Origin of the sequence: Paenibacillus sp. 2TAB23 (assembly GCF_052115165.1) — a bacterium.
In the GTDB taxonomy this organism is placed as follows: Bacteria; Bacillota; Bacilli; order Paenibacillales; family Paenibacillaceae; genus Pristimantibacillus.
Genome location: NZ_JBFRGD010000020.1, coordinates 23,262 through 42,194, shown reverse-complemented (window position 1 = coordinate 42,194; position 18,933 = coordinate 23,262). Strand labels below are relative to the sequence as shown.

Annotated in this window: 16 protein-coding genes; 1 reads left to right on the top strand and 15 read right to left on the bottom strand. The window is 48.9% G+C overall.

Annotated elements, in window-relative coordinates; translation table 11 throughout:
* Positions 1-8 precede the first annotated feature (8 nt).
* The 15 genes from AB4Z29_RS24030 to AB4Z29_RS23960 all read right to left on the bottom strand — a co-directional run bounded on the left by AB4Z29_RS24030 (position 9) and on the right by AB4Z29_RS23960 (position 17,545).
* A complete protein-coding gene (locus AB4Z29_RS24030; RefSeq protein ID WP_441945516.1) occupies positions 9-839 on the bottom strand; it encodes a transporter substrate-binding domain-containing protein in 831 nt (276 codons plus the stop codon).
* Positions 840-1,140: 301 nt separating this feature from the next.
* The gene (locus AB4Z29_RS24025; protein WP_441945618.1) at positions 1,141-2,043 is read right to left on the bottom strand and encodes a LysR family transcriptional regulator; all 903 of its coding nucleotides are present in this window, start codon (positions 2,041-2,043) and stop codon (positions 1,141-1,143) included.
* A 187-nt stretch (positions 2,044-2,230) separates the two neighbouring features.
* Positions 2,231-2,764, bottom strand: coding sequence for a DoxX family protein (locus AB4Z29_RS24020; RefSeq protein ID WP_441945515.1), 534 nt, complete (start codon positions 2,762-2,764; stop codon positions 2,231-2,233).
* Positions 2,765-2,788: 24 nt separating this feature from the next.
* The gene (locus tag AB4Z29_RS24015; protein WP_441945514.1) at positions 2,789-3,703 is read right to left on the bottom strand and encodes an L-lactate dehydrogenase; all 915 of its coding nucleotides are present in this window, start codon (positions 3,701-3,703) and stop codon (positions 2,789-2,791) included.
* 2 nt (positions 3,704-3,705) lie between these two features.
* On the bottom strand, positions 3,706-4,488 hold the full coding sequence (locus AB4Z29_RS24010) for a formate/nitrite transporter family protein (RefSeq protein ID WP_441945513.1): 783 nt from the start codon (positions 4,486-4,488) through the stop codon (positions 3,706-3,708).
* Positions 4,489-4,770: 282 nt separating this feature from the next.
* Complete coding sequence (locus AB4Z29_RS24005) at positions 4,771-5,058, bottom strand: HesB/YadR/YfhF family protein (protein WP_441945512.1); 288 nt, start codon at positions 5,056-5,058, stop codon at positions 4,771-4,773.
* A 206-nt stretch (positions 5,059-5,264) separates the two neighbouring features.
* Positions 5,265-7,520 (bottom strand): FAD-dependent oxidoreductase, encoded by a 2,256-nt coding sequence (locus AB4Z29_RS24000; protein ID WP_441945511.1) that lies wholly within the window; start codon positions 7,518-7,520, stop codon positions 5,265-5,267.
* Positions 7,521-7,528: 8 nt separating this feature from the next.
* A complete protein-coding gene (locus AB4Z29_RS23995) occupies positions 7,529-8,359 on the bottom strand; it encodes a carbohydrate ABC transporter permease (protein ID WP_441945510.1) in 831 nt (276 codons plus the stop codon).
* A gap of 12 nt (positions 8,360-8,371) precedes the next feature.
* Positions 8,372-9,253 carry a carbohydrate ABC transporter permease gene (locus AB4Z29_RS23990; protein ID WP_441945509.1) on the bottom strand — a complete coding sequence of 294 codons (882 nt, stop codon included), beginning with the start codon at positions 9,251-9,253 and terminating at the stop codon, positions 8,372-8,374.
* 959 nt (positions 9,254-10,212) lie between these two features.
* The gene (locus AB4Z29_RS23985; RefSeq protein WP_441945508.1) at positions 10,213-10,827 is read right to left on the bottom strand and encodes a TetR/AcrR family transcriptional regulator; all 615 of its coding nucleotides are present in this window, start codon (positions 10,825-10,827) and stop codon (positions 10,213-10,215) included.
* Between the two features lie 19 nt (positions 10,828-10,846).
* On the bottom strand, positions 10,847-12,202 hold the full coding sequence (locus tag AB4Z29_RS23980; RefSeq protein WP_441945507.1) for an MATE family efflux transporter: 1,356 nt from the start codon (positions 12,200-12,202) through the stop codon (positions 10,847-10,849).
* A gap of 180 nt (positions 12,203-12,382) precedes the next feature.
* Entirely contained in the window at positions 12,383-14,164 is a 1,782-nt protein-coding gene (locus AB4Z29_RS23975; RefSeq protein WP_441945506.1) for a sensor histidine kinase, read from the bottom strand.
* Between the two features lie 80 nt (positions 14,165-14,244).
* Positions 14,245-15,570 (bottom strand): ABC transporter substrate-binding protein, encoded by a 1,326-nt coding sequence (locus AB4Z29_RS23970; protein ID WP_441945617.1) that lies wholly within the window; start codon positions 15,568-15,570, stop codon positions 14,245-14,247.
* 162 nt (positions 15,571-15,732) lie between these two features.
* Entirely contained in the window at positions 15,733-16,479 is a 747-nt protein-coding gene (locus AB4Z29_RS23965; protein ID WP_441945505.1) for a response regulator, read from the bottom strand.
* A gap of 124 nt (positions 16,480-16,603) precedes the next feature.
* Entirely contained in the window at positions 16,604-17,545 is a 942-nt protein-coding gene (locus AB4Z29_RS23960) for a VanW family protein (RefSeq protein WP_441945504.1), read from the bottom strand.
* Between the two features lie 168 nt (positions 17,546-17,713).
* Here AB4Z29_RS23960 and AB4Z29_RS23955 point away from each other — a divergent pair, with 168 nt between their 5' ends.
* Positions 17,714-18,904 (top strand): hypothetical protein, encoded by a 1,191-nt coding sequence (locus tag AB4Z29_RS23955; RefSeq protein WP_441945503.1) that lies wholly within the window; start codon positions 17,714-17,716, stop codon positions 18,902-18,904.
* Positions 18,905-18,933 lie beyond the last annotated feature (29 nt).

Here is an 18,933-nt window from a genome sequence, read left to right as displayed (position 1 = left end):
GCACTCGCTTATTTTTCTTCGGAAGTAAAATCATCGCCCAGCCATTCCGAACTTAGCTTCGCCAAGGTACCATCCGCTTTCAGCTCTTTAATCGCGCCGTCTACTGCATCGGATAATTTCTGCTGGTCTGGGTCATTCTTGCGGAACATGAAGAGAATGTCCGCTTCGCTAAGCGCTGGCCCTACCGCTTTCAGCTCTTGCTTCGTATCTACCAGCGATAGCGTGAAATCCGCTGCAAGGAAAGCATCAACGCGCCCCGAGGTTACTTGCGCAACAGTATCGTTAGCGCCGCCGTTTTGGTACACGATTTCAATCGCATTGTTATTTTCTTTGTTGTAGTTTTCCAGAATCGTCGCTTGTGCGGTCGTTGCTGTCGTCAATACTTTTTTGCCCTTCAGGTCATCAAGCGTTTGAACCGAATCATTGTCTTTCGCTACGATGATTTTGTTTCTCCAGTGTGCGTAAGGCTCCGTATTGAACAGGTATTTCTCTTCACGCTCTGGATTTTTCTCCATTTGGTGAGCAATGAGATCGATTTTTTTCGTTTCAAGGCTAAGCAGCAGGTTCGTGAATTCAAGCGTTTGAATATCAAATTCATAATCAGCCAGACGTTTGTCGATTTCTCTGACCAGCTCTACGTCGAATCCAGTCAGCTTGCCATTCTCGTCAATAAAGCATACGTTAGGGAATTGTGTTCCCGTGCCCACGACGATCTTCGTCACTGCCTTCGATTCGTTCCCGCTTGCCGCTTCCGAGCCGGTATTATTTTTGTTGCTGCCGCAGCCTGCAAGCGTAAGTGTCAATATAATGGCAATGGATAAAAAGAATGCTTTTTTCATGTTCATTTCCCCCAATAAAGTCATTTTTATAAATCCTTATAATTCCTACCTGTTAAGTAAGGATTAGCGTTGAATTCACTTTACCACCTGACTGTCATTTCCGTCAATCCCATTTCTTATAGAGATCTTCTATAAGCAAATTGATTTGTCTGATTGATCCATTCGGCTAATAAAAAACCGCTGCTTCAGCAGAAGCAGCGGACAAAGGCTTTTAATCCCACTAATTCGATCGGCTTTGCTGTCCATGTAACTTTAACATGCCCGCAGCCGTTCGGATAATAGAGCTTTTCTATAGATGCTTTCAATTTGCCGATAAGCTGAGCTTGGCAGCTTCTAGCTGCTTGCCTATTTCTGTAATGGCTTCAACGAATGGGAGGTGCTCGCCGTGATGGGAGATGAGATTGGTCTGCAAGGAAATGCCTTCCGTTTCCGGCACTCGAATTTGATAGAGCTTGCCATCATGAATTTCCTGCTGAGCGCATAGGTCCGGCAGAAAACCGATGCCTGCTTTTTGAATGACCAGTTTTTTGGCCATTTCGGAGTTATCCGTTTGAATTTGGATATTTGGAGGCAAATCGAGATGCTCGAATATACGGTGTATACGCAGCCAATCCAATGAGCCGCATTCAAAGAAAACGAGCGGCTGCTCCGCTATCGCTTCAATCGTTAAGTTGTTTGTCGATAGAAAAGGATGGCCGTCATAGGCGTACAGCCTGATCGGATCCTCATAAAACTTGCTAGACTGCAGGCTTGGATGGTTCACATTGCGGACAAAACCGATATCAGCATCCTTGCCTAGCACCTTATTCATAATTTCATCCGTAGTGCCGGTAACGATCTTATAATGCGTATTCGGGAATCGCTGCTTCAAACGGGGCAATAGATCAGGAATGATATAATTGGAGACGGATACGGTACAGCCGATCCGGAACTCATTCGGCAGCGACTTCTTCTGATTGATATGCAGCTTGCCCTTCTGATAAATAAGCAGCAGCTGCTGCGCATAAGGTAAAAAACGTTTGCCATCCTCCGTTATTTGGATCTGTTTTCCCTGCCGGTCAAAGAGCTTGCAGTCGAGCTCCTGCTCAAGCGACTTGATCCGGGCGGTTACAGAAGGCTGTGACAAATACAACGCATCGGCAGCTTTGTTAAAGCTTCCGCAATGAATGACGTAGACGAATGCCTCAATATTTTCAATGTTGATTTCGTACACCTCCCCGTCCTTTTAAACCAACTAATCCAATAAGAATATATTAATTTAAAATAACAAATGATTGGCCTTTCTGTCAAATGGCAATAAAAAAACCGGGCATGAACAGCATTCACGCGCCGGTTTCCTTATGGTTAATTGATGTTCGTCTGTTGTCTAAGCCATTGCTGCAAGCTCACGCTTAGCGCGGAAATCCGCTGTGGCCGATCTCAGGCGCTTTTCCGTCTTTTCTTAATTTCCTTATCAGCGTCCGCAGGTACGGGATGACCCAGTAATCCAAACCGAATTTGCCAGCGTTGGCTCCTGCGGCGAAAACGAGCACCCCGATCAACAGCAGCCATGGATTTGTCGATACCGTTCCGGCAAACATGAACATGAAGTTCATGAGAAGTCCGAAGAAAGCGGCGGCAGTCGTGAGCGCTCCTACAATGAGGCCAAACCCTACCAAACACTCGCCAATGGGAATCAAAACGTTGATAATTTGGGCATTCGGCAATGCGACATGCTCCAGAAACGCGGTAAACGTTGGATAGATGAGTTCATTCGTACCTTTGTCTATGACTGGATTGCCAATGGCGCCTTTCAAGAAACCGCTGGCATCGAAGCCTCCAAGCTTATGCCAGCCAGCGCTTAGCCACTGCCAGCCTAGATATACGCGCAGCACCAGCATTAAGCCTGCAGCATACTTGTTTTCACTTAGCCATTTGATTACCATGACGATCAGCTCCTTTGCATTTGACTAGACCGAAATCGTTTCAATTAGATCCTTCAGCTTGCCTGCCGAACGATGCAGCAGCGCTTTCTCTTCCTCCGTAACCTTGATATCCAGCACCTCTCTTACGCCCTGACGGTCTACAACGCAAGGCACGCCCATGTAAACATTGGACAATCCGTGGTAGTTTTCGACCAGCGTAGATACGTTGAGCACTGCCGACTCGTTGCGCAGAATGGCCGTTACAATGCGATCCAGAGCGAGTGCAATGGCGTAGTACGTTGCGCCTTTTGCTTCTATGATTTCATAAGCTGCATCTCTCGTATGGATAAATATATCCGACTTTTCTTCCTCGCTCAGTGCGATAGACGAGCCTGCTACATTCGCCAGACTCCACACCGGAAGCTCAGAATCGCCATGCTCCCCGATAATGTGGGCATGAACGCTGCGCGGATCCAGCTGCAGCTTCTCGCCTATTAAATAACGGAACCGTGCACTGTCGAGCAGCGTGCCGGAGCCAATAACGCGATTAGTCGGCCAGCCCGACTTTTTCCAGCAGAAGTAGCTCATAATATCGACGGGATTCGTTGCAATAAGAAGGATACCGTCGTCGTTGTATTTCAGCACTTCGGTTACTATGCTTTCATAGATGGCGACATTGCGCTTTAGCAGGTTGAGCCTTGGCTCTCCAGGCTTCTGCGCGGCCCCGGCGGTAATAATTACAATATCCGCATCCTTACAATCCTCGTAGGTGCCGGCCCATACCTTCGTATGACCTAGAAACGGCATGCCATGATTCATGTCGAGCGCATCCCCTACTGCCTTGCCCGCGTTTGCATCAATCAGCACCAGCTCATCCATCCGGCTGCGCAGCAGCAGCGTATATGCTGTCGTAGATCCTACCGCGCCTACGCCTATAACGACTACCTTTGTTTTTTTCATGTTTATTCCACCTCTTCAAATGGTTTATTTACGAAATAATACATAGCACCCATGAGGACCGAGCCGCCGACCAGATTGCCGAGCGTTACCGGCACCAAATTATGAATCATGCCTCCGAGCGATATCGTCCCAGGGTGATGAAGAACGAGCGCAATGGCGAAGGTGCAAAGATTGGCAATGCTGTGCTCGTAGCCCGAGATAAAGAAACAGAAGACGAACAGCATCATGGCGAACAGCTTAGGACCGTCTCCGCGCAGCGACATTGGTACAAAGAAAGCTAGGCATACGAGCCAGTTGCAGAGCACTCCTCGAAAAAACAATTCCAGAACCGGAGCGTGAAGCTTCTTCTCCACCACGCTGAGCAGAAACCCATTGACCGACGCATCCTTGAACAATCCCGTCGACCAGATGAGAAGCGCGAACGCGACTGCGCCCAAGAAATTGCCTGCATAGCTGGCGCACCATAGCTTCAGGGCATTTGCCCATCGCATCTTGCCCCGCAGCGCCGTAAAGGTGTAGTAAAACGTATTGCCTGTGAATAAATCTCCTCCGCCGTATGAAATGAGGATGATCGCTGCGCCGAACGTAATGGCTGCCATCGGGTACGTTAGCGGACTGTGCGTGATGTAGAAAAAGCTGCCCGTCTTGAAAGCCACGATAACTCCGAATCCGATAAACATGCTGGCAAGCATGGCTCGCAATATATATCTCAGCTTGCTTTGAAGAAATACCTTTTGTTTCTTCAAAGCGAGCTGCTCAACCCTTCTCAAAGGAATATGTTCCATTATTCAGCCCTCCCGCTTCCGCTGCTTTCTGCTGCACTTGGCTGCTCTCTCTATACCTTTATTGTAGAAGCTTCTCACTCGTTTGTATGTCGGGGTTCTCCCTGAACTATTGCTCAGGGTTTATCCGTAATGTCTGCTTGAGCGATAGGGAACCTCCCTGAGCGCCCGTTACACGATAAAATCCCCCTTATGCGAGAACGAATAAAGAGCTCTCCATGACGCATGCAAAAAAATGCCTCTTCGCCGGCTTGGCTCAGAGGCATTCGCTATTTATCATTCTTATCATTCCACGATCATTTTAATTTCTTCATGCTGCTCGTCATACGAAATCCGGAGCGACTTATTGTCCAAATACCAAAGGTTGTCTTGTTCCATATAATACGTAATGCCGTCTACTACGGTTTGAAGCCCGATCTGTATGGGCTCATCCTTCGTCACGCCAAGCGATAATCCCGGATGAACGCTGCCGCATCCGCCTAGTCTGACGTAAATGCGAATCGCCTCGCCATTGACAAGCCCCATCGCCTGTTTATAAAAACCGCCCGCTGCATCCTCTACCTCTAATTTCATTGCGGTCATCTCCTTCCACTGCTTACTCTATTCCATCATTGCGAATAAGCAGGGCGGTGTCAACCTTTTGCTTAGGATGCCTGTTCCGTATTACGGCGTCTTTAGCTAAAATGCCTGTTCCGTATTACGGCGTCTTTTTGCTAAGATGCTTATTCATACTTGCAGCGTCTTTTTGCTAAGATGCTTGTTCCCTCTTGCAGTGTATATTAGCTATATACGCTTACCCTTACAAGCTGGGCGAAGCTTGCGCCGTGCGTTTCCATAATGACGACTCGCAGCGCCTTTGTGCTCACATCCTGTTCCAGCCTCAGCACATTCAAGCGCCTGCGATTATTCCGTTCCGAAGCAACAGTCACCCATTGTCCCGCCAGCATCGCCTCAATCCGGTACGCCTTAACCACATCCGGCAAAACCTCAAACGGCGTGCGGTGATGGTGCAGATTGATTAAATCCTCGTTTACGTCAGCATTCCAAGTAAGCCGCAGCTCCGCAATGCGCTGGTCCCGTTCCCAATCTAGTCTCAGCCATTGTTCACCGAGCTCCGTTATTTCCTCCGACATCCATAAATGAGGGCCGCCATATGGACGCACGATGCTGTCAACGGCTTTGGCCGGCGCATAAGCGCGCGTTTCAGCATTCGCTTTGAAGCTAAACAAACGACCCGCCATATGCTTCATGCTCCACTCGATGACAGGCTGCCCCTCATCATGATCCTCCAGATCCTTGCTTGCGTTCGGAGCAGCTTTCCGCTCGAAGGCAAGCACGCCTGGTATCGTCTGCTGTACGCTATGCAGCTTAACCGCTTCATTCTGCAAGATGACTAGAAAAGCATTTTGCGGCAGCTCCGGCAGCCAGCCAAGCTCAAGGCTCACCCATTGCTTCTCTCCTTTGCTCAAAGCTGCCCGCGCCTCCAGCTGCTTGCTAGCAGGCACATAGTTCTCCATCCGGCCGGTATCCCACACTTCTACACACAGCTCCGTATCCTGAATCGCGTCTACTAGAAGCTCTACGCTATCCAAGCCCCCATCAACGGGAAGCAGCATGCCTACATCATTAACCAGCGCATACTCGGTACTACCGCTTGTCTGGACTGCCGCGATATGCCGGAAATGGGACGATGCAGTCACAGTCGCTTGCTGTGCGATATCCAAGCCGTCCGCAATCGGGAGTCCAATTATCGATGCATCCTGCTTAAGCAGCGTTTGCTGAAGCTCTGCCAGCCGTTCAGCATGCAGTTGCCGCGGCGTCACGCTGCTCCGAACGCATAAAGCGGCGGCTGTTCCTGCTGCCTCGCCCATAACCGCACAGGTTGCCATCACGCGCGTTGTACCGAAGGCAACATGACTTGCGCTGACATTGCGCCCTGCGAACAGCATGTTGCGAACATTGGCCGAATACAAGGAGCGGTAAGGAATATGGTAGATGCCGTCAGCATGCATATGCTTCGAACCGCTTTCCGCCGCATACATCCCTTGAGGGGGATGAAGATCGATGGACCAGCCGCCGAAAGCAATCCGATCCTCAAACGGCGTTTGGGCGATAATATCGTTCTGGTTCAGCACATAATCACCGAGAAATCGACGATACTCACGTTTCCCCGGCAGCGAGCCGACCCACTCCAGCGTCATCGAATCCGCTTCGAACTCTCCCGAGTTTTTAATATAATCCCAGATGCCGTATATGACCGACCACAGCTCATCGCGAATCTGTTCATTCGCATGAACCGTATCAAGCTCCCCGCCCCATTCAATCCACCAATAATGGCAGCCAGAATCCCCGCTTCGAATGACCCGTTTAATCGGAATGAGCGTCTTCGTAATATCCTTGGCAAAGCTCGGCGGCACGAACTTCACTGGATGTCCCGCATCCTTCGTATAAAACAGCAGCGTGCTGCCAAGCGTTATGTCATCCGCGATCTCAGGCGCCCATTCCTCATCATGCTCATGCCTTGCTTCCCTGCCAATGCGATATTTCGCGCCAGCTAGAAAACCAACAAGGCCATCTCCCGTGCAATCGAGATAAATCGGGCTTTCGAACCGGATTTTACGCTCCGAGCCCATCATCCAGCCGGTTACGCTCTTAATAAGCCGGTCATCCTCTGGTCCATTCGCCTCTGCCTCATGCACATCGGTGTGCAAAAACAACTGGATGTTCGGCTCTGCCTTAACCAGCTCCAGCACGACCAGATCCCACAAGTATGGGTTGCCATCGGGGTTCTGATATTGATTCTCCAAAAACAATTCACCCATAATGCCCGTCTCTCTGGCATAGCGGTTCGTCCCGTGGGCGGTTGCCCCGCATACCCATACGCGCACCTCGCTGCTGGAGTTGCCGCCGAGCACGCCGCGGTTGTTGATCAGCGCAACTTTGCTGCCCAGCCTTGCCGCCGCTACAGCCGCGCATACGCCGGCTAGTCCCCCGCCTACGACGGTGATATCCGAATAAACCGTCTCTTCTTTCATGCTGCCCATCATCCCTTCACTGCTGAGTTGGTAATCCCTTGCACGATAAACCGCTCTCCGATTATGAATACAAGAAGCATCGGCACGATACCCGCTGAAGCCGCAGCCATCATCCCGTTGTAGTCCACATTATTTTCTAGAATGAAATTTTGCAGGCCGAGCGGCACCGTGTATAAGCTCTCGTCAATTAGAAAGACAAGCGCGTTCTCATAATCATTCCAGTGCCATGAGAAGTCGATAATGGCAAGGGTAGCAAGCGCTGGCTTCGCAAGCGGAAGAATAAGCCGGAAAAAGATCCGAATATGTCCCGCTCCATCAATAAACGCCGATTCCGTAATTTCCAGCGGGATCGACATGAAAAACTGCCGCATCATGAATACTCCGAATATCGTGAACATTCCCGGCAATATAAGCGCCCAATGCGTGTTATAGATGCCCCAGCTGTCGAACATGAGAAACTTCGGAACGAACAGCACTTGAGGGGGAACCATCATCATGGACAGGTATACGACAAACAGCGCGTTTCTGCCTTTGAATGCGACTCGTGAAAAGCCGTATGCCGCAAGTGCAGAAAGGAATGTTGCACCTACCGTGCTGATCAAGGACACCTTCAGGGAGTTCAAATAATACGTGGCAAAGCTTTTCGGACCCGTCCACACCTTAATGTGGTGATCCCATATCCATTGAGACGGAATCCAGCGAATCGGATATTCGAATACCTGGGCAGCCGTTTTGAAAGAGGTACTGAACATCCAAACAAAAGGCAGAATCATAATAATCGCAAAAAACGCCATAAGCGCCGTCAGCCACCAGCGGCTTGTCTTCGTTAATAATTGCATGCGTTAGCCTCCTCAGTAGTGAACCCAGCGTTTTTGCCCCCACCATTGCACAAGGGTTATCAGCATGATAATAAAGAACAAAGCCCATGATATCGTCGCAGCGTAGCCCATCTCGTAATAGCGGAACGCGTTCTTGTATACGAATAGCGAGAGAATCATCGTGCTGTTGCCAGGTCCTCCTTGCGTAATCGCCTGAATGATGCCAAACGTCTTTATCGTCATGATCAGCCCCGTAATCATCAGCAAGAAGGTCGTCGGGCTGACCAAAGGCCATACGATCTTATAAATGATTTGATAAGACTTCGCTCCGTCGATCTTCGCCGCTTCGAGCAGCTCGCCCGAGATTTCCTGCAAAGCAGCCAGATAAATGATCATGTTGTAGCCGAGCATAAACCATATCCAGATGATGTCGATTGCCAGCATTGAATACTCCGTTGTGGAGAGCCAGCCGGGCGGATTGTTGACACCAATTGCCATCAATACCGCATTAATTGGCCCTTGCTTAGGATGAAACAGCAGCATCCACACGAATGCAACTGCGACTCCGCTCGTAATATACGGCATGAAATAGAGTGCTCTGAGCGTTTTTTTGAAGAATAGCTTACGGTTCAAGGCTAGCGCGACGAGAAACGCGAGACCGATAGATACAGGCACAGCAAGCAAGAATACGACCGTGTTCTGGAGCGACACATAAAAAATATCATCATGAAACAATCTCTTAATGTTATCCAGCCCAATGAAGCTCATTTGTGGCGCCATAAATTTATAATCCGTGAAAACAAGGTACAGCGAATAAATAGCTGGCAGAATAAAAAACAAGACAACGCCGAGCATATTGGGACCAATAAATAAATAACCGAGAAGCTGCTGCCGCTTCATCCAATTCCGTTTCATGGTTACACCTCACAGTTGGTTGATAGGTTCAGTCTACCAGCAAGGCATTCGGATTTGAGGTAACAGAACAACCGACTTCATCCCACAAAACCACTCAATCCCGAAGTACGCATTCGGCTAATATCGTAGAAATGTTCTATTATGGTATTTAGGCTAAACACCAAACTGTACATAAACTACACATAAACAGCACATAAACTGCACATTTAAATGTTCTTCCGATCGCCATTGCTCAGGGATTCCTTTGAATCAACGAGGTAAGGCCCAAATCCCTTCACAAAAACGACCGCTGACGCTTCTCCAGAATCATTTAAACGCTCCGTTTACCATCAACCTGTTCATTAGATACTCAAACAAAAAAACTGTCCTTGTTAGCATGGAAGTGCGACCAACCATCAACAACGGAGAGACTTTCTAAATATGGACCTTTTCCGCAGAAGCCTGCTTCGAGCCATACCCAAAGTTAGCCTTATGGCCCGGTGGCTTTCGCTTGCCCACCATTTGCTGAGAAAAGCAGCAAGAGACCAAAACCCCATGAAAAAAGCGGTGCAGAGATAGCTATCTGCACCGCTTTTTCATGGGATTTTCTTCGTTCTTTCGATTGTGCGAGCTGTTTCTTCCGCGAGCGAACCCCTTTTGAGTCCGCCCCTTCAGGCGTGCTTGTTTTTCTTTCAGTCTTTCAGTCTTTCAGTCTTTCAGTTTTTCGGTCTTGCGGTCTTGCGGTCTTGCGGTCTTGCGGTCTTTCAGTCTTTCAGTCTTTCAGTCATTCAGTCATTCAGTCATTCAGTCATTCAGTCTTGCAGTCTTGCAGTCTTGCAGTCTTGCAGTCTTGCAGTCTTGCAGTCTTGCAGTCTTGAGGGCTTACATCTTTACGTTCTTGCGATCATAAGTTCATACGCTCTAATGGTCCTCTTATCGCACTCATAAGGCATTCTTACGCATCTATCGCATGGCAGTGGTTAATGCTTTTTATTTGGGTTAGCGGCAGTCGTGCCGCGAAGAAACACGCTAACCGCTTTCCGATAAATCGCAAGCGTCGATTCATGGATAGACGCGCGTTTGGATATTTCACCAATGCCGATAAAGAGCCCTTCCAGAATAAAACTGAGCATGCGGGCATCGTCTGGATTTAATTCGCCCGAATCCATCGCTTCCTTCAGAATTCTCTCATTAAATTGCAGATGCTCCGCGTAATAGCGGCTGACCTCCTCTTGAACCTCACTCCGTCCCCACTCGCTGGAGAAAAATTCATCCATCGCTTTCGTAAGCGGATGATTCAAGTCATTGGCATCGAGATGCTCGGCATAGCCGTTCAGCTTCTCCTCGAACGTCACATAGTTTTTCTCCTGCTCCAGCCACTGGCTTTCCCATTCACGGCTCCATTCATCCAGCAGATGGAGGAATAAGCCTTCCTTGCTTTGAAAGTGATAATAAATGTTGCCTTTACTGCTTTCGGTTGCCGCGACGATATCCTCGATCGAGGTGGCCGCATAACCTTTTTGCGAGAACAACGCTCTTGCCGCATCGGCTACTCGTTTTTTGGTCTGTTCGCTTTGCAGCTGCTTCTTGTTCATTGATACGTTCCTCCCTCCATCAGCTACTCATGGGCAGCACACGCTCCCGCATTGCTTGCTTCTTATAATAAATAACAATCGTAATCAGCACAATGCATTCAGCGAGCGGGACGGACAGCCAAACACCGTTTACTCCTAAAAATCTAGGAAGCACGGCGATGAAAACCAGCATCAGAATCATTTCACGCGCTGCCGTAATCCATACTGCCATCTTAACCTTGCCAATGGATTGGTAATACGTCATCATCACGAAATTAATACCCATGAATAGGTACGCCATTACGAATATCCGCAAGCCATTCTCCGCATGCCCCGTCACGCTGTCGCTGAAATTCCCAAACAGGCTTATGATCGGCATGGCTGCCAACTGCATGATTAACAGCAATACGGCTCCCGCTCCGAGAGCTGTCGCAGTGGCAATTCGAATCGTACGCCGCTTCTTCTCCTCTTGCTTCGCTCCGTGATAGTAACTGATGAGCGGCTGGATCGCCGAGCCCATTCCGAGAAAGGTCAGCAGCACTGTACTGTGAACGTAATTCAAAAGCGCGAATGCCGATACTCCATCCGTGCCGGCTATCGTTTCCAATGTCCGGTTATGCGATATTGTAAATACCGATAAGCCTACCTCGGACAGGAAGCTTGGAAAACCAATAATAATAATGGCTACCACTATTTTTTTATTCCATCGGATACGGATTAGCTTTAACCGATTCGATTTCTTGAAGAAATGCGAAAGCAGCACCATTAGGCCAAGAAACGCGGCAAGGATCGTGCCGTAAGCCACGCCAGCTACACCCAGGTCAAGCACGTACAGAACGACGAAATTAATAACCACATTGGACAAAGCGAATGTGATCTGCGCCATCATCGCCAGATTGGGGTTGCCGTCATTGCGAACAAATACGCTCAAAGCATTCTCTATCGTAAACACAAAGCCAAACAACAGCATAACGTTCAAGTAGTCTGAAGCAAACGGATACGTCTCCGCGTTTGCGCCAAGTGCGTATACCAATGCGTCTCGAAAGACAAAGGCAGTGACGCCAATGGCAAGCGTTGCGATAAAAATAATCGTTAGTGAGTAGGAAAAGGCCGTGCGTGCTTGCTGCGTATCCTTTGCCCCCATATTTTGCGAATATAAGGTGGCGCCTCCGAGACCTACCCAGAGCGACATCGCCACAAACAGCGTGTATACAGGGCTTGCGATCCCGATGCCTGCTAGCGCAGTAGAACCGAGCTTATTCCCGACCATAATGCCATCGATCGTAATATTAAGCGCCACTAGCAGCATGCCCAGCATGGACGGGATTAAATACTTGAGAAAGGATCGGCCAACGGGTTGGTCATCTAACGGGTTAAGGGAATGTTGATTATTCATAGGTGTACTCCTACTCGAATTTATTTATACTGACCGTTCGTTCTATATAATAGCATGGAGCTGGAATTGTTTCAACTATACGCGACAAGCCTCATTTGCGCAGAACCAGCCCCACCCGTCCTCTTACGCCACTTCGCCTCAAAGCGTATAAAAAAAAGAGCTATAAGCATCATAACCTGCTTATAGCTCCGTATCTTCAGCTTGGAATGGCCTAGACAGCAAATATGGAAATTGAAGCCGGACTAGCGTACCGCTCTCCGAAGATTCGATATACAGGCTGCCTTTATCCTTGAACAGGAGCCTCAGTCTCTCCTTGATGTTTTTCAGGCCTATGCCTTTTCGTTTCCTGCCGCGCTGCAAAGCCGAAGACTGCTCGCAGCCAACTCCATTATCCTGTACCTCAATCACTAAGCTATGCTGCTCATGCTTATAGATTCGAATCCGGATGTTGCCTCCCGCGGTCATATGGGCAATGCCGTGCTGTATCGCATTTTCAATCAACGGCTGCAGAGCCAGCTTCGGAACGAGCACATATTCAATCGATTCATCGTATTCGTACTGAATCGTGAAACGATGGTTGTAGCGCATCTGTTGAATATAAATATATGCCCGAATAAGCTCCATTTCATCGCGCAAATGAATCAAATCGACATCGGCATTCAAGCTCGTTTCCAGCAGTTTTCCGAGCGACATGCTCATCTCTGCAATTTCATCCTGCTCATTGCGAAGAGCGATCCACTTCATCGTATTCAGCGTATTCAACAGGAAATGCGGATTCAGCTGTGCAAGCAGCATTTGGAAATGGACCGCGTCCTTCTCCCGCTCCTCCGCCTTCAAACGCCGGATCAAGCCGTTCATATCAGCCAGCATCGTATTAAAGGTGCTTGCGAGCTCAAGCACCTCGCCCTTATAGCGCTTCTCCGGCAGCCGAATGTTCAAATCCATGCGAACCGCTTCCCGCATTTTCTTCTGCATATGCGATAATGGCCTCGTAAAGCCGTAGGCAATCATAAAGGCAATTAATATAAACGCGATTATAAAGAGAAAAAAGGTTAGAAAATATTGCTGCTTGAGCGTATACAGATCATCAAACAATATTGCAGAAGGAATTCGGTTGGCGATGTACCAATCGAGCGACTCCATATAGCTGTAATTGATTAATGCTTCTGAGCTGGAATCTATGAGGTAACCTTCCGGCTCCTTGCTCGCAACAATCTGCTCCATCACCTCTGCCGACAGCTGCTCGCTGTCAGCACCTTGCGCGACAGGCTCGCCGCCGCCAGTCATAAGAAAATATTCCTGCCCGCCGGAGGAGTTGTTCAAGATCGACTTGAACCAATACGAATAATCAATGCTAACCCTGGCCAGCCCATAGGGCTTATGCTGTGAATCTCTCAATACGCCATAGAGTGACAACAGGGTAGCGCTTCTCGAGAGATCCGAGAACAAATAATTGTCGTCGTTCGGCACCCATTGGTAAGGCGTGCCCTTCTGCAGCGTTTCATCGAACCAGCGGCTTTTCCGCAGCGCCTCGTAATCGAGTGTCGCATTGGGCTGATAAGAGGTATATACATGGCCTTGAAGGTCAAGCAGCGTGAAATAAACAGACGGATTGTACAGGAAAAAGCTGTTGTTGATGCCTTTGAATTTTTCCTCCATAACATCCTTGTTCTCCAGCAGGCGATTAGCGTCAGGTGTCTTTAGCAAATTCCGGACGACTGTATCCTGTTCCAAAAAAATAAGCGCTTTGAACGCAATGCTTATCTGATCCTGAAGCGTACGCTGCAGATTCTTAAGCTGCTCATGGCTCTGGTCGCTGATTTTCTCTTGAATGACCGACTCTATGCGTTGGAAGTTGTAAACATTCAATATGCCGAACGGCAGCAGGATAAGCAGAAAAAAAGCCGCAAACAGACGGTATTTCAGCTTATGCGGTATTAGCTTTTGTAACCATTCTCCCATACTGCCTTGTGCCTCCTTTTGCAAAAAACCGTCCCCAAGCGCCATTCGGCGATTAGGGACAGCTATTACGAGCTATATGCTTATTGGGTTTGTTTCAAATAATCATTATGCCGCTTGACCATATTAGCCGTCGTCTGCGAGGCATCCTGGTTGCCCAAGAAATACTTCTCGTACTCTTGCGTAATCAGGTCCGTTACCTCTTGTGGAAGCTCGCGAACATGAGTAGGCGTCTTGTCCTCGAACAATACGTACATTAGCGATTCCTTGTCATACGTATCCGCTTTATCGCCCAGCAAATTAGTGAGCATTTCCGCTTGATCGGCATCCTTGGACGCTGGCAGCCTGCCTCCTGAAGCCATCGGCGCCATCCCGCCGTCTGCGTACCATTTCAGAAACTCCCAAGCTTCCTTCGTGTAGGATGATTTGGCATTAATCGATATATAATCGCCCAGCCCGCCGCGAGGGATATAGTCTGCTTGATTCTCAACCAAACGAGGAACCGGGGCGAAAGCGATCTTAAAGTCACGCGGGAAATCGGTGAAATTATTCGAGCTTCTCAGCAGCCAAGCACCGATATTAAGCATGGGCGATTCGCCTGCAAGAAACACATTTTCGACCGGAATTTTGGACGTGATTTGCTCGCCAAGCGGTGGAGTTGTTTGATCAGCAGTCATCATGCCGTTCATCGTCTCCAGCCATTTCGTTACGCTAGGCGAGTCCAGGTTCGATGTTCCATCCGCTTTGATGTACCCTTCCTTGGTCAGAGCAGCGTCGATCGGATCGATAAACGGCTCCATATGCTGAACGAGCCCATAGCCATTCGCTGGCTTAAGTGTTTTGGCATACTCTCTCGCTTGATCCCATGTCCAGTCTTTCGGTACAGGAAGGTTCGCCGCATCGAGCGCGTCCTTGTTCAAGGCTACAAAAAACGCGCTTCTCGTCGTAGGCATGCCATAAAACTTGCCGTTCACCTGCCAGCCTTCCGCGTTGCTGCCCATTTTCTCTAATATATTGTAGTCGGTGAACCCGCTCAAATCGAGCGCAACCCCCGCATCAATGCGCTTCTGGGTTTGCGTCAGCGTGTAATTCACAAATAAGTCGACGTTCTGGCCTGTGAGCAAAGCCGTATCGAGCTTCAAGTTCCCGTCATCGTCATTAACGAAACGCACGTATTCAACCTGTACCTCAGGATGCTCTTTATTCCAAGCGTCAACGACTGCCTGCGGTCCCGACTCCGGCGGTACGCCGCCCCACATCATGAGCTTGACTGGCGCAGCAGAGCTTCCATTCTCCTTTGTCCCGCCGTCACCCTGCTGATTGTCTCCTTTTTCATTGCTTCCACCAGCGCAAGCGCCCAGTATCCCGATCAGCATGACGAATGTAAGTGAAAGCGTTATCCATTTCATTGTTTTCAATGCATTGACCCCCCGATTGTTCATTCGATTTTGGTTGCATATCAAGAATAGCAAGCCGGAGGTTCTTCTTTTAAGGAACAAAACGATTGAATTCATGGAACAGATATATGCATAACCGTTTCCGGCAATCAAGGTTGCCATGACGGTTTTGTTCTATCTTTTGCGGTACTGGCTTGGCGTTGTGCCTGTGATTCTCTTAAATATTTTGATGAAATAGTTATCGTTCATAAAGCCTACCCGCTCACCAATATCCGTCACGGTCAGGTCGGTTTGCATCAAATACTCGGTTGCCTTTACAATGCGATACTCGTGCAAATAGCTTATCAGCGTCTGGCCTGTCTTCTTCTTGAACAGCGCGCTTACATAGTTCTCACCCATCATGACATATTGTGATAACGACTTGACCGAAATATCCTTTGCATAGTTTTCTTCGATATAGAGAAGTATTTTGCGTACTTCAGGATGGGGCGTTTTATCGAAGGGAATGGTCGCGGCAACAACTGACGGCTCCACTGCCTTCGCCTTCTGCAGCTCTACATTGATCTTAAGCAATGTTTCCCGCAAGTCCTTAACGCTCATCGACAGCTTCAATATATAGTTGGATGCACCGAACTCCATAGCTTGACGCATGTATTCGAAGTCTCCCATACAGGTCAGCATGACGAACTTGGACGTGCAGCCTGCCATTCTCGCTTCCTTCAGAAGCTCAATTCCATCCATGCGCGGCATGATAATATCAGTCAGTACGAGATCGGGTGGATTCTCTTTGATCAGGGAGAGCGCTTCCAATCCGTCTCCGGCTTCGCCAGTCAATGTAAAGCCCATTTCTTCCCAACGAATAATTTCGCGAATGGATTCGCGAACGAATACCTCATCCTCTACGAGCAGAACCTTCCACATTGGCGCGCCCCTCCTTTTGCACTCATTATAGCATTAGAGTTTTGGGAGCGCGCTGCTAATATGCAAAATGTATAGTTCTGTTCCATCCATTTGCCTGATCTGGCTGCCTATAGACAGATATGTTCTATTCCCGTTTCCCGTCCGTGCTGCCTGCTCCCACCTCGGGATGCACTTCCTCCGGCAGTTGTTTGGAAGCGCTAGGAACCTGGCGCGGCTTCAGCTTGATATCATCAGATGAACAGATGACGATGCTGACTTGTCCGCCATGAGCGTAAGCTCTTATGAGAACCGGATGATCGTATTTGTTCTGGAATACAAAGTCCGGGCCATCCCAACTAACAGTAGCGTCACGCCCGGATGGCACATATTTGACGTTACGGCTATGGGAGTATCGTTCGACTATTTGCAGTCCCGCCCGGTCTGCCGCATTAAAAAGCGTGGAAGAGATTTGGCAGATGCCTCCGCCGATATCCTCCGACATCTCCCCTCTCACTATGACGGGAGCACGCAAATATCCGCTTTCTTTGGTTCGCTGGCCCACGACCTTATTAAACGAAAAACGTTCATTCGGGAAAACGACATAGTTATTGATCGCTTGGGCCGCTAAATGGACATTATGAGTGCGGTTTTTGTTATTCGGATTGTAATAGGTCGCATAGTAACCGATTTTTTTCACCTTAATTGCGGAGAGAAGCTCACTGTCGACTTTCGGATAAACAACCTCCATTGGCGCTTCCAGCTGCGCGAATCCGCCTTCAAAGATAAAGCGGTAAAACTGTATCTTTAGCGCGTGACGATTCAGCTTGCTGCCTGCTTGCTCTGGTATAATTCTTCCCGCTCCGTCAAGCGTGGCGTTCACTGCCGGCTTTTGCACCCTTTTATCGATGGCTGCTATGCCTTTCTCCAGCTTGATGTGATCAATAAGAGGTATGCCGGCAGACGAATCGCTGTATTCCACGCGCCTGAGCTCGGTTAATGTTTGTCCGCCTTGTTCAATCACAAGCGAATCGGCATAGCCTCCCTGTTGAAGCATCATCATAATCGCTATAATCCAGTGCAGACCCATTGTCTATAATCTCCCCCAAACCGCAGTATTCGTGGTAGTATGATTCATTTCGTGAACCTGCATACATGTCGATGCGGATGGCTCCTTGATAAGCAAAGAGGTTTCTTACATAAACAAGCGGCATCTAGCCAAAAATAAAAAAAATCAAACAAAAGGCGGAGGCCGCATATGAAACAAGCAAGAACTAGCTTCATGGTCATTTTCCTAATCGCATTCTTGTTGCTGCCGCTCTCGGAGCGAGGTCATGCGCAGCAAGGCAGCAGCATGCTGCATCACAAGCCTAAAAAAACAGAACGGTTACACGATGTAAGCAGCATAATTATGACGGTAGGCTCCTCACGTCAAGCGGCCTTCGTAAGCGAGCTCTACATGGAGCGCCGCGAGCTCGATCAGGCAATTCGCCAAGCTAAGCATAAGCCGACTGAAAAAGCGGACTTCTACCCCGATATTTATATCACCCATCTGACTCCAGCAAGAGCGCAATACCGGCTTGAGCGCAGCGGCCAGCTCTGGAATGAAGCACAAGCAGTAAGCTTAGAGCTGCCCCCCAAGCTTGCCAAGCAGCTGACTGCACTCGCGGAAGGACTGCGAATGCAGCATTACGGCAAGCTTCTAACTTGGCGGCAGTCCACCGACATACTGCCTAATAAAGCGATTTTTTCGGTGACAGAGCTCGAATCTGGCCTTACCTTCCGCGTACAGCGGCGTGCGGGCAGCGATCATGCAGACGTTCAGCCCATAACCAAGGAAGACTCTCGCATTATGAAGCAAATCTATAACGGAAAATGGAGCTGGAAAAGAAAAGCGGTGCTAATCCGTGCGGATGGCCATTGGCTTGCTGCCTCCATGAACGGCATGCCTCACGGCGGTGACGGCATTCCAGAGAACGGCTTCTCCGGGCATTTCTGCATCCATTTTCTCGGCAGCTCAACGCATAAATCCGATCATCCTGACCCTGCCCATCAAATGATGGTGCACAAAGCAGCCGGCCTCCTAAATCCGTATTTGGATTCGGCTGACCCGCAGCTGCTCGCGCTCACTTTCGTTGAAGCGTTGTATCATAAAGACAATGAAATCATCCAGCTGCTTACAGATAAGCTTCCAGAAGAAAAGCAAGCAGCCTTTATCCAGCAAATGCAGCAATGGGTTTCAATCAGGGTGCAGCTGCCTTCCAAAGGAAAACAGGCACGCTTGCCGGAGAGCAGCAGCTTTGGCGATGCCCTGTCAGCCGAAATAAAGCTGCCCGTCACGATTCATACGGTTAGCGGCCAACGCCGCAACGGCAGCTATATTTTCCAATTCAATCGTGCAACCTCCCAATCACCGTGGTATATCCAAGAGGTGATTGAGCAGTCATAAACCAAATAACGAACAGGAGAAGGGAATAA

Coding starts and splice junctions, on each gene's coding strand:
- AB4Z29_RS24030 (WP_441945516.1), bottom strand. CDS start 839: ATGAAAAAAGCATTCTTTTTATCCATTGCCATTATATTGACACTTACG.
- AB4Z29_RS24020 (WP_441945515.1), bottom strand. CDS start 2,764: ATGGTAATCAAATGGCTAAGTGAAAACAAGTATGCTGCAGGCTTAATG.
- AB4Z29_RS24015 (WP_441945514.1), bottom strand. CDS start 3,703: ATGAAAAAAACAAAGGTAGTCGTTATAGGCGTAGGCGCGGTAGGATCT.
- AB4Z29_RS24010 (WP_441945513.1), bottom strand. CDS start 4,488: ATGGAACATATTCCTTTGAGAAGGGTTGAGCAGCTCGCTTTGAAGAAA.
- AB4Z29_RS24005 (WP_441945512.1), bottom strand. CDS start 5,058: ATGAAATTAGAGGTAGAGGATGCAGCGGGCGGTTTTTATAAACAGGCG.
- AB4Z29_RS24000 (WP_441945511.1), bottom strand. CDS start 7,520: ATGAAAGAAGAGACGGTTTATTCGGATATCACCGTCGTAGGCGGGGGA.
- AB4Z29_RS23995 (WP_441945510.1), bottom strand. CDS start 8,359: ATGCAATTATTAACGAAGACAAGCCGCTGGTGGCTGACGGCGCTTATG.
- AB4Z29_RS23990 (WP_441945509.1), bottom strand. CDS start 9,253: ATGAAACGGAATTGGATGAAGCGGCAGCAGCTTCTCGGTTATTTATTT.
- AB4Z29_RS23985 (WP_441945508.1), bottom strand. CDS start 10,827: ATGAACAAGAAGCAGCTGCAAAGCGAACAGACCAAAAAACGAGTAGCC.
- AB4Z29_RS23980 (WP_441945507.1), bottom strand. CDS start 12,202: ATGAATAATCAACATTCCCTTAACCCGTTAGATGACCAACCCGTTGGC.
- AB4Z29_RS23975 (WP_441945506.1), bottom strand. CDS start 14,164: ATGGGAGAATGGTTACAAAAGCTAATACCGCATAAGCTGAAATACCGT.
- AB4Z29_RS23970 (WP_441945617.1), bottom strand. CDS start 15,570: ATGAAATGGATAACGCTTTCACTTACATTCGTCATGCTGATCGGGATA.
- AB4Z29_RS23965 (WP_441945505.1), bottom strand. CDS start 16,479: ATGTGGAAGGTTCTGCTCGTAGAGGATGAGGTATTCGTTCGCGAATCC.
- AB4Z29_RS23960 (WP_441945504.1), bottom strand. CDS start 17,545: ATGGGTCTGCACTGGATTATAGCGATTATGATGATGCTTCAACAGGGA.
- AB4Z29_RS23955 (WP_441945503.1), top strand. CDS start 17,714: ATGAAACAAGCAAGAACTAGCTTCATGGTCATTTTCCTAATCGCATTC.